Annotated in this window: 17 protein-coding genes and 2 pseudogenes; 4 read left to right on the forward strand and 15 right to left on the reverse strand. The window is 48.8% G+C overall.

What is annotated here, in order from left to right; translation table 11 throughout:
* Nucleotides 1–67 precede the first annotated feature (67 nt).
* From QMK20_RS15270 to QMK20_RS27395, 5 genes and pseudogenes are all read right to left on the reverse strand, one after another.
* Nucleotides 68–310 carry a YqzK family protein gene (locus QMK20_RS15270; protein WP_044647628.1) on the reverse strand — a complete coding sequence of 81 codons (243 nt, stop codon included), beginning with the start codon at nt 308–310 and terminating at the stop codon, nt 68–70.
* A 168-nt stretch (nt 311–478) separates the two neighbouring features.
* Nucleotides 479–976 (reverse strand): ferric iron uptake transcriptional regulator, encoded by a 498-nt coding sequence (gene fur / locus QMK20_RS15275; protein WP_137063517.1) that lies wholly within the window; start codon nt 974–976, stop codon nt 479–481.
* A gap of 102 nt (nt 977–1078) precedes the next feature.
* A pseudogene (spoIIM, locus tag QMK20_RS15280) lies at nt 1079–1731 on the reverse strand (stage II sporulation protein M).
* 205 nt (nt 1732–1936) lie between these two features.
* Nucleotides 1937–3133 carry an endonuclease Q family protein gene (locus QMK20_RS15285; RefSeq protein WP_283656288.1) on the reverse strand — a complete coding sequence of 399 codons (1197 nt, stop codon included), beginning with the start codon at nt 3131–3133 and terminating at the stop codon, nt 1937–1939.
* Between the two features lie 126 nt (nt 3134–3259).
* Nucleotides 3260–3757, reverse strand: a pseudogene (locus tag QMK20_RS27395) (NUDIX domain-containing protein); the annotation flags it as partial.
* Nucleotides 3758–3873: 116 nt separating this feature from the next.
* Here QMK20_RS27395 and mciZ point away from each other — a divergent pair.
* Nucleotides 3874–4017 (forward strand): Z-ring formation inhibitor MciZ, encoded by a 144-nt coding sequence (mciZ, locus tag QMK20_RS15295; RefSeq protein WP_014282169.1) that lies wholly within the window; start codon nt 3874–3876, stop codon nt 4015–4017.
* Between the two features lie 57 nt (nt 4018–4074).
* On the opposite strand, the gene QMK20_RS15300 is transcribed toward mciZ, so the two are convergent.
* Nucleotides 4075–5208, reverse strand: a complete 1134-nt coding sequence (locus QMK20_RS15300; RefSeq protein ID WP_283652291.1) for a tripeptidase T — start codon at nt 5206–5208, stop codon at nt 4075–4077.
* 85 nt (nt 5209–5293) lie between these two features.
* Between QMK20_RS15300 and prli42 the strand changes: the two genes are divergently transcribed.
* Nucleotides 5294–5398 (forward strand): stressosome-associated protein Prli42, encoded by a 105-nt coding sequence (gene prli42, locus QMK20_RS15305; RefSeq protein ID WP_014282171.1) that lies wholly within the window; start codon nt 5294–5296, stop codon nt 5396–5398.
* A gap of 122 nt (nt 5399–5520) precedes the next feature.
* Here prli42 and lipB read toward each other — a convergent pair whose 3' ends face one another.
* The 6 genes from lipB to QMK20_RS15335 all read right to left on the reverse strand — a co-directional run bounded on the left by lipB (nt 5521) and on the right by QMK20_RS15335 (nt 11655).
* On the reverse strand, nt 5521–6219 hold the full coding sequence (gene lipB / locus QMK20_RS15310; protein WP_283652292.1) for a lipoyl(octanoyl) transferase LipB: 699 nt from the start codon (nt 6217–6219) through the stop codon (nt 5521–5523).
* A gap of 45 nt (nt 6220–6264) precedes the next feature.
* A complete protein-coding gene (locus QMK20_RS15315; RefSeq protein ID WP_283652293.1) occupies nt 6265–7662 on the reverse strand; it encodes a dihydrolipoamide acetyltransferase family protein in 1398 nt (465 codons plus the stop codon).
* 88 nt (nt 7663–7750) lie between these two features.
* A complete protein-coding gene (locus tag QMK20_RS15320; protein WP_044647636.1) occupies nt 7751–8737 on the reverse strand; it encodes an alpha-ketoacid dehydrogenase subunit beta in 987 nt (328 codons plus the stop codon).
* Nucleotides 8738–8739: 2 nt separating this feature from the next.
* Nucleotides 8740–9768 carry a thiamine pyrophosphate-dependent dehydrogenase E1 component subunit alpha gene (locus QMK20_RS15325; protein WP_283652294.1) on the reverse strand — a complete coding sequence of 343 codons (1029 nt, stop codon included), beginning with the start codon at nt 9766–9768 and terminating at the stop codon, nt 8740–8742.
* A 140-nt stretch (nt 9769–9908) separates the two neighbouring features.
* A complete protein-coding gene (gene lpdA, locus QMK20_RS15330) occupies nt 9909–11330 on the reverse strand; it encodes a dihydrolipoyl dehydrogenase (RefSeq protein ID WP_283652295.1) in 1422 nt (473 codons plus the stop codon).
* Nucleotides 11331–11442: 112 nt separating this feature from the next.
* Nucleotides 11443–11655 carry a hypothetical protein gene (locus QMK20_RS15335; RefSeq protein ID WP_283652296.1) on the reverse strand — a complete coding sequence of 71 codons (213 nt, stop codon included), beginning with the start codon at nt 11653–11655 and terminating at the stop codon, nt 11443–11445.
* A 231-nt stretch (nt 11656–11886) separates the two neighbouring features.
* Here QMK20_RS15335 and QMK20_RS15340 point away from each other — a divergent pair, with 231 nt between their 5' ends.
* The gene (locus QMK20_RS15340) at nt 11887–12483 is read left to right on the forward strand and encodes a thymidine kinase (RefSeq protein WP_283652297.1); all 597 of its coding nucleotides are present in this window, start codon (nt 11887–11889) and stop codon (nt 12481–12483) included.
* Nucleotides 12484–12653: 170 nt separating this feature from the next.
* Entirely contained in the window at nt 12654–13430 is a 777-nt protein-coding gene (locus tag QMK20_RS15345; RefSeq protein WP_283652298.1) for a sporulation protein, read from the forward strand.
* A 98-nt stretch (nt 13431–13528) separates the two neighbouring features.
* On the opposite strand, the gene QMK20_RS15350 is transcribed toward QMK20_RS15345, so the two are convergent.
* From QMK20_RS15350 to QMK20_RS27705, 3 genes are all read right to left on the reverse strand, one after another.
* Nucleotides 13529–13933: a hypothetical protein gene (locus QMK20_RS15350; protein WP_283652299.1), complete on the reverse strand. Its 405-nt coding sequence runs from the start codon at nt 13931–13933 to the stop codon at nt 13529–13531.
* A 66-nt stretch (nt 13934–13999) separates the two neighbouring features.
* Entirely contained in the window at nt 14000–14176 is a 177-nt protein-coding gene (locus QMK20_RS15355; RefSeq protein ID WP_283652300.1) for a S26 family signal peptidase, read from the reverse strand.
* A gap of 1 nt (nt 14177) precedes the next feature.
* Nucleotides 14178–14402, reverse strand: a complete 225-nt coding sequence (locus tag QMK20_RS27705) for a S26 family signal peptidase (protein WP_404529622.1) — start codon at nt 14400–14402, stop codon at nt 14178–14180.
* Nucleotides 14403–14604 lie beyond the last annotated feature (202 nt).

Raw genomic sequence — 14604 nt, forward strand, 5'->3', positions numbered from 1 at the left:
GAGTTCCAGAAGTCTCCTTGTCCTGCATACAACGGTTCAGTCGGATCAGTCTCAGCGTCTACATGGACTATTCTCCATACCAGTAAAAGAAACGTAAACGCTCCGACACTGCCGTCTTATGCTCGGATACGTCGGATAATTCCTGCCCGCCGAATACCTTGACTGCATGTCCTTCCGGTATCCGGTAATGATCCACAGGTGTAATCCAATCCCTGAATAACCCAAGGCTATAGTAGAACATACATGCCAAAGCCCCGAACAGTATGACCAAACGCAGCCATTTCAGTCCTCTCCGCAACGATAGTACCATGTGAATCAGCCGCCTTTTTTCCAGATTATAGGGCCTATTAAGGCTCTCTATGGAAGGGTATGACAAGCTGTTACTTTTTATACCGCTTAATGTCGTATAGCAGATCCTGAACCCAAAAAAGCTCCCCCGAACGCGTCTTCGCCGGTGAGAGCTTGGGTTGTCAGCTTATTAATCCTGAGATTTGTTTTTCTTGGTTTTACCCAAAAATTTCTGGGCGGTCGTATCGTTCTTCGCCTTGCAACGATAACAAATACCGTGAAAGTCCAAACGGTGGTCCACTACGGTAAAGTTATATTCCCGTTCCAGACGCTCTTCCAGCGGTCCAAGCCAGTCCTCCAGTATTTCATCCACACTGCCGCACTGCACACATATCAAATGGTGGTGGTGATGCTTGGTCGTATCGCCGCGCAGGTCATAACGCGCAACGCCATCACCAAAATTGATTTTCTCCACGACGTGCAGTTCACTTAGCAGTTCTAGGGTACGGTATACGGTTGCCAGACCAATTTCGGGAGCTTTCTCTTTAACGAGCATAAATACATCTTCCGCACTCAGATGATCATCTTCGTTCTCAAGTAAAACTCTGACGGTGGCTTCCCGCTGAGGCGTTAGTTTGTAGCCCTGGGATTGCAGCTGCTGCTTAATTTTTTCGATCCGTGCTTCCATGTGTCTCCCTCCCCCTGCAAAAGCTACTGCCCACTGCACTTTTTTTCACTCCTATTATTATAGGGGGTCTATACAAATAAAGTCAAACATTTTGAAACGGAGTCAAGGAGACACGGAAGCAGTCAGCATAGGAGTAACCCACTGCATCATAACCGGGGTAATCCAAGTTTCAAAGGACGCGCTTCCAACGAGGAGCAACATCATTGCCGCGGTCAGCCCTGCGTAGGACAGCAACGGACGCAGCATTCCGTCAGATGGCCGTGTAGCGAGTATTTTAGTTTTGATCATATGAATGGAAAAGGTCATCGCAGCCACACTGCACACGAGCAGTACCGGAATGACGATTAAATTGTGGGGAGCCACGGAGACGAGGGAAAATAACAGCCCCTTCCACGAATATTGTCCTACCATATACCCTACCGAAAATCCGATCAACACACCCTTGAGGAAATTCAGTACGAGAATGCCAGGAAGACCGATGACCGAAAGACCACATACCCAGATTAAACCGACCCATTTTAGATGTAGAGACACACTATCCCAAAAGGTTGAGGTCGCTTGCGAACCAGCAAAGCCCTGCTCATTTTGATTAACCGTCACAAAAAAATCCTTCAGATAACGCGACAAATCCTGAAGCTGCTCCAGCGAGAGAGCGTTCACCATCAGTGCACCAAAGACGACTCCCACCAGAAACAGCACGCCAAAAAAACATAATACGGCGTTTGGTCCTTTAACGTATGACGAAACCATTGCATCGGCGTCCTGCCCCTTTCATCTGCTTGTTTGTCCAAAAAACAACCGTAATCCGACAGCTGATGGCTAGGGTTCGGGGCAGCTTGCGCTGCAAAAGAAGATTCACGAGTGATGTGCCAAGCCAACGGCATAGATATTTAATGGTTATGAACAAGCAGACGCCGATATGACTTTAATAGGACATGACTTTATGGGGACAAGACTTTACTAGGACTTGGCTATTTTGCCGTAGGTTCCGCCACCACCGGATACGAGGGAAAGTCGTCCTTCCCGGGAAAGGACAATTTGCTCTGCCAACACTTCTCCGACAACCGCCGCCAATTGTTCCTGTGTAACCTCATGTAAAATATTCATTTCTGTTCCGAACGCATTCAGCAGATGGTTCAGCTTGGCTTTGCCCAGACCGGGGATAAACTCCAGCGGAATCTGGTAAATGTACGGTGGACGATGCGATGGAATCACGGGCTGCTCACGGTCAGCAATACTCCATATCCGATCCAGTACGCCCCGCACCAGCTTGGTATGACCACAGGCAGGGCAGCGTTCGTCCGCCATCTCTTGCTCATCCATAATCGTACCGCAGCTTTGACAGTAGGAACGATGGTACTTGCCCAGCTTCGGATTTAATCCGTAATTGGCAGACACCCGTCGTCCTTCCCGGCGCTCCAAAGCCATTCTGAATTCATCAAAGCTCGGCTTTGCCATGGATAATTTGTTGTACTCCCGTCCAATTTTGCCGAGCGAATGGGCATCCGAATTGGTCAGGAAGCTGAAACGGTCCAGCTCCGATATCAATCCGGCCATAGACGAATCCGCACTTAACCCCAGCTCCACCCCGCTAATGAGCTGCATATCCAGCAGTTCCTCCATACGGGCCGCAGAGCTGCCGTATATGCCCTTATGAGGGGTGAATACATGCGCTGGCACCATTATGCCTCCACGGCCGTAAATTTGCTGCTGTAGCTCGCGTGGCGGAGCATAGATACGCTGCGAGCTAAGATTGACATTTTTCATGTGCCGAGCCATCCATTGCGTAAAATCCTCCATCGCCTCCAAATTGGGAAAATAGGCCAGGATGTGTGCCTCGGGACGGCCTTCCGCCCGAATCTCCAACTCCGTTCCCAGCAGCACAACCGTATCCCGGTACGCGATACCGCCACCCCTGATTTCCGCCATTTCACCTGTTTGCAAATAAGCGTGGATATCCTCCTGCACGTTCGGGGCATGGCAGTCAATGATACCGATCAGTCCGATCCCCTTGCGACCAGATGCTTCCTTGGCAATGTTGGCAAAAGTCAGGTCCCGACTGCCGCTAATTTTGACCGGATCTCCCTTTTCCGTTCTGCCGATATGAATATGGAGATCAGCATAGTAGTCTGTAAGTTCCACCGTATTTCCATTCATACCGCTTAGAAGCTCCCTGTGTGTTGGTGAAGCTGCCACGCATAGACGGGCCAGAATCGTTTTGGCGTCACTAATCCGACCTTCGCGAATGAGTGCCTGTGCTTCCTCCAGCGTCACCTCAAACAGCTCCAGAAACTCATCCTCATCCGGTTCCATTTCTCCCAGTTCCAGTTCTTCAGCCACATACAGATGAATGATTTCATCCGCAAATCCGGGGGAAGTATAAAAGGAATGTAGCAGCTTCAGCGACTTGGCAGTATAGCCTGTCTCTTCTCTCAGCTCGCGTCCCGCCGCTTCCATTGGATCTTCGCCCTTTTCCAGCTTGCCTGCCGGGATTTCCACCTCACAGCGGCCCATCGCCTGTCTGTACTGATCCACGACCAGCATTTTCCCCTCATGCAGCGCCAACACGGCCACCGCCCCCGGATGCTTCACGATTTCACGCTTACCCGTGGAGCCGTCGGGAAGCTCTACCGTATCCACCTGTAACGTAATCACTTTTCCTTCAAAAATGGGCTGCGTGGATACCGTTTTTTCCTCCAGCGCAGGATTGGAATAAGGCTTGCGGTCTGGGTTGTTCACCTGTTCGTTCACTGGATCTTTCTTATGATTGTTCATCAGCATGTTGCCTCCTTCGTCATCTATCTCTTCATTAGCTATCGCCAGCTTTAGTCTAACTTGTCCACTTCGGACATATGGTGGTATTATAACAAATTTCTCTGTTCAAAGGAGATTCGCCAATGAAAAGCTACCGTACCGAAACCACTCTCCATATTGTCGGCAAAGCCTGGCAGATCCAAGCCCTACTGCGGCAATGGCAAAAAGAACACGGCTCCGCTGCCACGATCGCCTCGCTCATGGTTCCAAAAAAGGTTCAGGTCTAAAGACAAGGGAACGCTATCCCTGTCTTTAGCCTGAACCTTATGTGTATCGCGCCAGTCTTACTTCGTCGCCTCTTGGATAAGAGCTAGGACCACTTCGGCAACCTTCACCAGATCATCTGCCTTGATTTTTTCCTGTGTTGTATGAATGTTCTGGTAGCCAACAGCCAAATTCACCGTTGGAATTCCCAGTCCATTGAATACATTGGCATCCGAGCCACCACCGGAATGGAAGGTCGGCGTTGCCAGTCCCAGCCCTTGTATAGCACGCTGCGCAACCTGCACAATTTCATCATGCTCTGTGAAGCTGAATGCCGGATAAATGACTTCGCTGCGGAATTCTCCTTGTGCACCAAATTCACGCGCGGTAGTTTCCAGTGCTTCACGCATATGCTGGATTTGATGATGAACCTTCTCCTGCACAATACTACGTGCCTCTGCCCGGATCAGCACAAAATCGCATACAACATTCGTTGCTCCGCCGCCCTCGAAGCTGCCGATGTTAGCAGTCGTTTCCTTATCAATCCGTCCCAGCTTCATGTTGGAAATGGCCTTGGAAGCTACTTGAATGGCACTGATGCCATCTTCGGGATTTACACCCGCATGAGCAGATTTTCCAGTAATTTTCATTTCAATACGAGCCTGCGTTGGCGCAGCCACACAAATGGAGCCTACTTCACCATTGGAATCCAATGCATACCCAAAGTCCGCATCCAGCAATTCTGGTTTCATTGCCCGTGCGCCGAACAGACCGGACTCCTCACCTGCCGTAATCACAAACTGAATTTGTCCATGGGGAATTTTCTGCTCACGCACGACACGAATCGCCTCGAACAAAGCGGCAATCCCTGCCTTATCGTCTGCCCCCAAAATGGTTGAACCGTCACTGCGAATCCAGCCATCCTCACCCAGCTGCGGCTTAATGCCTTTGCCTGGTGTAACGGTATCCATGTGGCAGGTAAAAAACAATTTAGGTGCTTGCTCCGCGCCTTCCGCTTTCCAGGTTACGATCAGATTACCCGAACCATGTCCGGTTCTTTCGCGGGAATCATCTTCTGTTACCTCCAGCCCAAGTGCATTGAATTTTTCTTTCAGAACACGCGATATTTCCTGCTCGTGCTTGGTTTCGCTATCCACCTGTACGAGTTCCATAAATTCTTGTACGATTCGGTCTTTCACTACTTTTGCTGTCATTGAACTTCCCTCTCTTTCCCGTTTACGCTACAATACGGATAGATAGTCTTATATCTGACTTAAACCTATCCTAAAGGAGTTACACATGCCAAACAAAAAATGGGTTCGTTTTTTCGTCTACATTATGCTCGCCGCGATGATTGGCTCTACGCTGTTCATGGTGATTGAGCCGTTGATTATGCCACTATAATGGATTGCGCCGCTCAAGATATTCTCCCATCCCAGTGCTCCATGGAGACTCTAGGCGGACAAGCTGTGGCGCAAGAAAACAGGCGGGCTTCCGTGTACATCACAGAATAGCCCGCCTTTGCTTTATAGGAGGGAATGACTTTGCCATTCCGCCGCAAATGAAAATTGCTCCTCAAAGTAAGGTACAATCTCCTTCGCAATCTGCTCCACTGAAAAAGTCTGCTGTGTGCAGTCCTCCAATGAAGTTACTCCATATTCCTGAATTCCGCATGGAACGATACCCTGAAAGCCCTCATGCTGTATCCCTGATTTGATATTGAAGGCAAAACCATGACTGGTCACAAAGCCCCGACGGTGCTTACATTTGTTGAATTTGACTCCTATGGCCGCGATTTTAAGATTCCCGACCCATACCCCTGTGTATTCAGGCTTGCGACTTCCTTCAATACCATGGGAAGCCAGCAACCGAATGATCACCTCTTCCAGACTCCTGAGGTATCCGTGCAGGTCAAGCGCCTTCTGGTTGCCCAGCATAAGCAGGGGATATCCGACCAGCTGCCCCGGCCCATGATATGTAATGTCTCCCCCACGGTCAATCTGAAAGACGCTGATTCCCTGAGCTTTCAACTGCTCCGGCGTGAGAAGCAGATGCTCAGGATGCCGCTGAGAGCCAATCGTGTAGGTCGGCGGGTGCTGGAGAAGCATAAGCGTTTCCCTCGCCTCCCCCGCATCCAGCTTCCCTACAATATCCTTCTGGACATCCCATGCATGGGCGTACTCCATCCTATTCGTATAGGTTACATCCAGCGGTCGTCTGTTCACGGCCTGTCACTTCCTCTCCGTCCATTTACCCAACTGTTCGGATGATTAGTACAGCTTCGTATCCAAGGTGTAGCCTTCCAGGTTTTCTTTGATCCGTTGCAGGAATCGTCCGCAGATCACACCATCCAAAATGCGATGATCCAGCGACAGACACAGGTTAGCCATTGAGCGAACCGCGATCATATCATCAATCACCACTGGTCTTTTAACGATGGATTCAAAGGTCAGAATCGCAGCCTGCGGATAGTTAATCACCGGATATGACAGTATTGAACCAAAGGAGCCAGTGTTGTTCACAGTGAACGTCCCACCCTGCATATCGTCCAGCTTGAGCGTACCTTCACGTGTTTTACGTGCCAAATCGTCAATTTCACGCGCCAGTCCGGCAATATTTTTCTGATCCGCTTTTTTAATAACAGGTGTAAGAACTGCGTCCTCTGTACCCACGGCCAGCGAAATGTTGATATCTCTTTTGACGATAATTTTGTCTACAGCCCATACCGAATTCATGATCGGATATTCCTTGATGGCATTCACGACTGCTTTCATGAGGAAGGCCAGGTACGTAATGTTAATGCCTTCTTTTTGCTTGAACTCATTTTTGATCTTGTTGCGGAGCATCACCAGATTGGTTACATCCACCTCAATCATCGTCCAGGCATGTGGAATTTCAGAGACACTTTGCCGCATATTGCGGGCAATCGCACTGCGAATCGGTGTAACGTCGATAAAATACTCCGATCTGTTATTGTTGCCACCCTCAACTTCGATCACGGGAGCTTTCGGAGCTTCCGTCAAATGAATGCCGCTGTTGCGCACCGGAATTGCAGGGTCCATATTTTGAATCGGTGTACTTTGCTGAACAGCAGACTGCTGTCTTCCGGCAAAAGGAGAGCCTTGCGCTGGTGTCGTTGCAGTTGGCTGTTCGGATACCCCTGCCTGAGCGGAACCACCCTGTTGTACATAATTCAGCACATCTTTGCGAGTAATTCGTCCACCCATGCCTGTGCCTGTCACCTGATTCAGGTCTATGCTGTGCTGAGCAGCCAGCGTTTGCACCGCTGGAGAAAAACGTCCCCGCATGGATTGATCTGAGGCAGCACCCTGTTGGGATTGTACTTGTTCTTGTGCGTTGCCTTGAGGTGGTGGCGCAACGGGAGTCGCTCCAGTTGATACAACAGGTGCAGCCGACTTCGTCTGAATACGGCAAATCAATTCTCCAACGGCTACCGTCTGACCCTCCTCTGCCAACAGATCACCCATAATTCCGTCCAATGTCGATGGAATTTCCGCGTTCACTTTATCTGTAATGACCTCGCAAATCGGTTCGAATTGCTCCACCGTTTCGCCAGGTTGTTTCAGCCATTTTGCAATTGTCGCCGATACAAGCGATTCTGCCAATTGGGGCATGGTCACGTCGGTCCATTGTTTTTGGTCTGACATTTTTTCAACTCCTTAACATCATAGGAGAGCGCGTTTTACCGCAACCCCCGCTACACTTTTGGAATGCTTTCGTCCAATCCGCTCTATATTAATACATTGCAAGACGGCGCATCGCTTCCTTAACCTTATCTTTGTTCAACATATAAAACTTCTCCATCGGCGGGCTGATCGGCATTGCAGGCACGTCTGGAGCGCACAAGCGCTCAATCGGCGCATCCAGCTCGAACAGACATTCCTCATTAATAATAGCGGATACCTCGGCACCGATGCCGCCCGTTTTGTTGTCTTCATGCACGATGAGTACCTTGCCTGTATGCTTTGCAGCTTCAATAATGGCCTGACGGTCTAAGGGCTGGAGTGTGCGCAAATCCACAACATGTGCGGTAATACCCTCTTCCTTCTCCAGCTCCTCAGCAGCCTGCATAACAAAATGTAGCGGTTGGCTGTACCCGATGACCGTAATATCGTCACCTTCACGCAGCAAATTGGCTTTACCAATCGGAACGATGTAATCATCATCAGGTACTTCACCCTTGATGAGCTTGTAGGATTTTTTGTTTTCAAAAAACAACACTGGATCAGGGTCACGAATGGCTGCCTTCAGCAATCCTTTGGCGTCATAAGGTGTAAAAGGCGCTACAATTTTCAGACCCGGTGTGCCAAAAAAGATAGATTCCGGACACTGTGAGTGATATAAGCCGCCAAAGATCCCCCCACCGATGGGCGCACGGATTACAATAGGGCAACTCCAATCGTTGTTAGAGCGATAGCGAATTTTAGCTGCTTCACTAATAATCTGATTGGTTGCCGGAAGCATGAAGTCCGAGTATTGCATTTCGGCAATTGGCTTCATTCCGTACATGGCCGCACCAATCGCAACTCCGGCAATAGCCGACTCTGCCAATGGCGTATCCAAGACACGCTGCTCACCGAATTGATCCATAAGACCCTTGGTGGTCGTAAAGACACCACCCTTAACACCAACATCCTCACCTAACACAAAAACCGTTTCATCCTTCTCCATTTCTTCCTTCATGGCAAGACGAATCGCATCAATATATTCCATAACCGCCATAATTACCGGCCCTCCCCATCGCTGTCAGCATAAACATGCAGTAGCGTATCTTCGGGCTTCGGAAAAGGCGCATTATCCGCATATTCAATCGCTTCCTTGACCTCGAGCAGCAGCTCAGCAGACAAATCCGCGTCCTTGGCCTCATCCCAAATGCCGCATTCCAGCAAATAATTTTTCATACGGGCAACGCCGTCCTTGGCCCAGTTCTCATCCACTTCCTCTTTGGTCCGGTAAGCCAGATCATTATCCGAGGTAGAGTGAGGAGACAGGCGGTACATCATCGCTTCAATAAGCGTTGGCCCCTCGCCACGAATAGCACGTTCACGCGCTTCCTTGACGGCTGCATACACTGCCAGCGCATCGTTACCATCGACCCGAATCCCAGGGAATCCGTATCCCAAAGCACGGTCGCTCACCTTGCCTGCCATTTGCTTATGAACCGGAACTGATATCGCATATTGATTGTTTTCACACATAATGATAACTGGCAGCTTCTGCACACCTGCAAAGTTACAGCCTTCGTGAAAATCCCCCTGGTTGCTGGAGCCTTCACCAAATGTAACGAACGATACAAAATCCTTCTTCTGCATCTTGGCAGCCAGCGCTACACCCACTGCGTGTGGAACCTGCGTCGTCACCGGACTGGAGCCTGTCACAATACGCAGCCGTTTACTGCCGAAATGACCGGGCATCTGCCGGCCACCGCTGTTGGGATCATCCGCCTTGGCAAATTGCGACAGCATCAGTTCGCGTGGCGTCATACCAACCGCAAGTACGAATCCGTAATCCCGGTAATAGGGAAGAAAATAGTCCTTCTCCCGGTCCAGTGCAAAAGCCGCACCTACTTGTGCCGCCTCCTGCCCAATGCCGGAAACGTGAAAATTAATTTTCCCTGCCCGTTGCAGGAGCATGTTGCGCTCGTCAAATCTTCTTGCGAGCAGCATATATCTGTACATGTCAATAACTTGTCCGTGAGTCAGTCCCAGCTGTTCATGTCTGAAGCCAGCGTCTACAGCGCCTTTTGAACTCATTGAGGCACCTCCTTAAGTGTCAAACATCCTACTACCAGCACCTAGTACCATCTTGTCTTAAAACCTGGTACTAAACTCTGGCTAACTCCATTATAATCCTTTTCTCCCCAAAAAGAAAAGCACCGATTTATTTGAATTATTTAAATCCCTATCGCCTGTCCATCAACCGCCAGCATCGCTTCTCCCAAAATCTCCGACAATGTTGGATGCGGATGAGCCAGCTGTCCGACTTCCCACGGCGTAGCATCCAACAGCTGCGCAAGAGCCGCCTCGCTGATGAGATCCGTTACATGCGTACCGATCATATGTACACCGAGAATATCATTTGTTTTCTCATCGGCAATCACTTTAACGAAGCCGTCCCGACTACCGTACACCAGCGATTTTGCGATAGCTTGAAAAGGGAACTTCCCTGTCTTCACCTGATGTCCACGCTCACGGGCTTCTTGCTCCGTCAAGCCGACACTCGCTGCCTCAGGACGTGTATAAATACAACGCGGAATCAGATAATTCGGTATGCTGTGAACCACTTCGCCCGCCAGATGATGGACCGCCAGCAGCCCTTCATGGCTCGCTGCATGCGCCAGTTGTAAGCCCCCGATGCAATCCCCGATCGCATAAATATGCGGCTCATTCGTCTGCAAATGCTCGTTAACCGATATAAAGCCACGCTCTACTCGGATATCCGTATTTTCCAGCCCGATATTTTCCACATTCGCCTGACGACCTACCGAAATAAGCAGCTTGGAAGCGCTGATTGTTTCGGTTTCGTCCCCCTTTTGCACGTCAATCTGTACGCCTTCCTCATCCTTACCGTACGTTTCAGCCAGCACTTGCGAGCCCGTCAGCACCTTGACTCCACGCTTGGTTAACAGGCGCTGCATTTCACGCGAAACGTCCTCGTCCTCGGTTGGAATAAGCCGATTCGCCGCCTCAACCACCGTAACCTCCACGCCAAAATCGTTCAGCATGGAAGCCCATTCCACGCCAATAACGCCACCACCTACGATAATCAGGGAAGCGGGCAGTTCTTCCATCGTCAACGCTTCGTCACTGCTCAAAATAAATTCGCCATCCGGCTCCAATCCGGGCAGTACACGCGGTCGTGATCCCGTTGCAATAATAAGATGGGCAGGAACAATCGTCTCCATCTCGCCATCTTCCAGCTCCACGGCAACTGCACCGCTTTTTGGTGAAAAAATCGACGGCCCAATTACGCGTCCTTTGCCGCTCAGCACCGTGATTTTATTTTTACGCATCAAAAATTGCACGCCCTGATGTAGCTGCTCCACAACGGCTTCCTTGCGCTCTTGTACCTTAGGGAAAACAAGTTGCGCTCCCGAGGTCTCAATGCCGTATTGCGCACTTTCCTTAATCGTCGCATATACTTCCGCACTGCGCAGCAAAGCCTTGCTCGGGATACATCCACGATGCAGACAGGTTCCACCTAGTTTGTCCTTTTCAATAATAACGACTTCCTTGCCGAGCTGGGCTGCACGAATTGCTGCCACATATCCCCCGGTTCCTCCGCCCAAAATTGCAACATCACAATGTATAGTCATGCTTCTCCTCCATTAACATTGATTATATATAGCTTATTGTACTCTCTTTATTTCTCTGTACAAAATATAGTGTTATGCATAGACTACAGGCTGTCTAACAACCTGCAGCATATCATTCATATAAGGCATCCCGTAATTTGGTAGACATCCTTGACGTTTGGGCTGATTTGGCCCGTAGTGCTTTGCGAAACGATTCATTTTGCTTGCGCAGAAGATCAAGCTCCGTCTCCAGCTCCGTGATCAACTCTTGTGCCTGTGGGCTTACCAGCCCTTGCTCCAGTAATGCTTCTTTTTTGGCACTATAATCCGTATCTTTTTGGTCCATACCTGTCCCCTCTTCCCCTTTATTCCACTATACTTCACCTTATCATGCTCACGGCAACAGAGCAATGACGTCCACATTTACATTCAAAGAATAGATATACAATAACATGTCGAAAAACAATATATTTTCTCTAGTCTGTTTGCTGCACATTATGGTAATCTATAATGGCCTTTTCTTTCGGGAATGATGATTCACAGCGTTATGCGCATGTTACAGAGAGGGGAATTCGCGTTGCATACAGGACGAATTACGATCATTACAGGCCCCATGTTTAGCGAAAAATCCGGCGAACTGATTCGCCGCTGTCAAAAATTAATTCAATACGGACACCGCAAGGTGGTCGCTTACAAACCAGCTGAAGATAATCGCTACGCCAAGGACGAAATTGTAAGCCGCATCGGATATCGGCTGCCTGCCATCTCCATTCCGAAAAAACTCACAGATGAGCTCGTTCAGCGGATTTTGGAAGAAACGAAGGATGCCGATGTGGTCGCCTTTGATGAAGTACAGTTTTTCAGTCGTCACATCATGACGTTGGTGGAGGAGTTAGCCTACTGTGGCAAGCATGTGATTGCAGATGGACTCAATTTGGACTACCGGGGTAAGGAATTCGGATATGTCGGCGGTTTACTCGCCATGGCAGATGACATCGAAAAGCTAGCTTCCTTTTGCGCCGTATGTGGAAGTTCAGAAGCTGTATATACCCAGCGTATGGTGAACGGAAAGCCTTCCACTGTAGGACCCATCGTAATGATCGGCGACTCAGAGGCGTATGAGCCACGTTGCCGTAATTGCTTTATACCACCCCATAAAGTGAACTGCGATTAGCACGGAAAATTTGCCGTCAGGCTGCGATAAAAGCACGACAACCAGCGGATTTTTTCTTGTGTTTTTTTGGAACGATTCGAGCAATTGCCCCGTATATCCGGTTAAGCTGTACAAGTTTTCTTAGTTTTCGTATGAATACTATGACCATGATATTATCGGGGGGCTTACTTATGAGTTTTTTCAACAAGATCTTGGCAAGTGCAGGAATTGGTTCAGCTAAAGTCGATACATTGGTGGACCAGGCCGTGTATGTCCCTGGCGAGGAGCTTAGTGGCATCATGCGCATCAAAGGTGGTAAAATTGATCAGGAAATCGGCAAAATCGATATCGAACTTAAAACCGAATATATCGAAGAGCACGATGACAAGAAGACTACTTCCACCTGCTGCATCGCTCGGGTCAAGGTATCCGACGGCTTTCATTTAAAGCAAGGTCAGGAGCTTGAAATTCCTTTTTCTTTTCGGTTGCCATTGGAAACACCTGTCACTCATGCCAAACAACCTGTATGGCTGGATACAGCATTAGACATCGGTATGGCCTTGGACCCGACCGACCGTGACTCGCTCAAAATCGAGCCGCATCCCTATATGAATACGGTGTTTGAGGCCGTTCACCTGTTGGGCTTCCGATTCCGTTCTTCCACCTGTGAACGTCATCCCAAGCTGGGACGCGGTGTTCCATTTGTACAGGAATTTGAATTTACGCCCGGATCGGAATATGCACGCGATATCGAGGAGCTGGAGCTAATTATGCAGTTGGAGCCTGAAGGCGTCCATGTGCTTGTGGAAGTGGATCGCAGAGGTAGAGGATTGTCCGGTTGGCTGGAAACTGCCTTTGATATGGACGAGCGTCATGCCTGGTTGAGCTTAAGCAAGCAAGAGCTGTCTTATGGACCAGATCATATCGCAGAGGCGCTGAAGGAACTGCTCGACAGACAGATTCGATAAATATGTTGATATAACAAAAAATCCCCGCCGTTTAAGTCACGATTGGGGATTTTTATGCTCTTCAAAATACTCTGCCATTTCCGTATCATCTGCACCGGCTAAAGTGGCAGCATGTCCTGTCGTTCCGCCTTGTGCTTGCAATCCTTGCATACCCCGTACAGAGAACCATTGTCATCTGCGTAAAAGGTTAATTTGTCTTCTTTTTTACAAAAGGAGCATTTTTGCTTGCCCGTGCTCTGGATAGAGTCAGACAGTCCAAACCCAGATTGGACTTGAATACCAGCTGCATTTGTATTCGCGCGGGAATCCGAAGATACCTTAGATTTGGACACGTTTCCGGTCCGGGATTGTCGGGCAGACTTACGAGGACGAAATTCAACGACATTACTGTTCCGCTGTCCATTCACTTGTTTTTTGCTGCTGCGACCACGCCATGCCATAACAATCCAACCCAACGCCACCAACAACACGCCGACGATCACCCAAGTTAGACTATTCCACATGCCTTCATCCCCGCCTTTGCTTTAAAATCGTTTGGTTTGCTTCCACTTCCTCGTACAGTACAGGCTTTATTTTATTTCGTCTAACGGAATCCCGTTCAGTGCAATAACCTTGCCTATCACCTTATTCGTTGAAATATATCCAAGAAGACGACTGTCTGTGCCGTTCATCCGATTGTCTCCCAACACAAAAATCATACCTTCCGGTACAACATTCGACTCACCTCTTAACGGGAAATTAAGCATGTTAGGTAAGTCGCCTTTTTACAAATTGTACATCATCCTTCTGAAAAACGATAATATCCCCTCGCTGAAAACTGTTTTCCTTGTAATAATGCTTATCCACTGCCATATGATCCTCTGCCATCATAGTAGGCTGCATCGAAGGCCCATGCACTGAGTATGGCTTTACATCATCACTTATATTGATAATACCTAGTGCTAAACAAAAACAGTCACCCCCCGAGAGGATGACCTATTCATAAAGTTTTTATCATTTACCATAATTATCAATATATTAACATATCTGAGGTTATTGGGCTATCTTTTTTAATCCTTCCCAATTTTCTTTGGAGTTTCCACTACAGAAGGTTTTTTAGTGACTTTCAGATAACATTCGGCACAAATCACAATTCCTCTATACAGAACGATCGACTCTTTACTATTACAGAATA

The organism is Paenibacillus sp. RC334, assembly GCF_030034735.1.
Taxonomy (GTDB): Bacteria; Bacillota; Bacilli; order Paenibacillales; family Paenibacillaceae; genus Paenibacillus; species Paenibacillus terrae_A.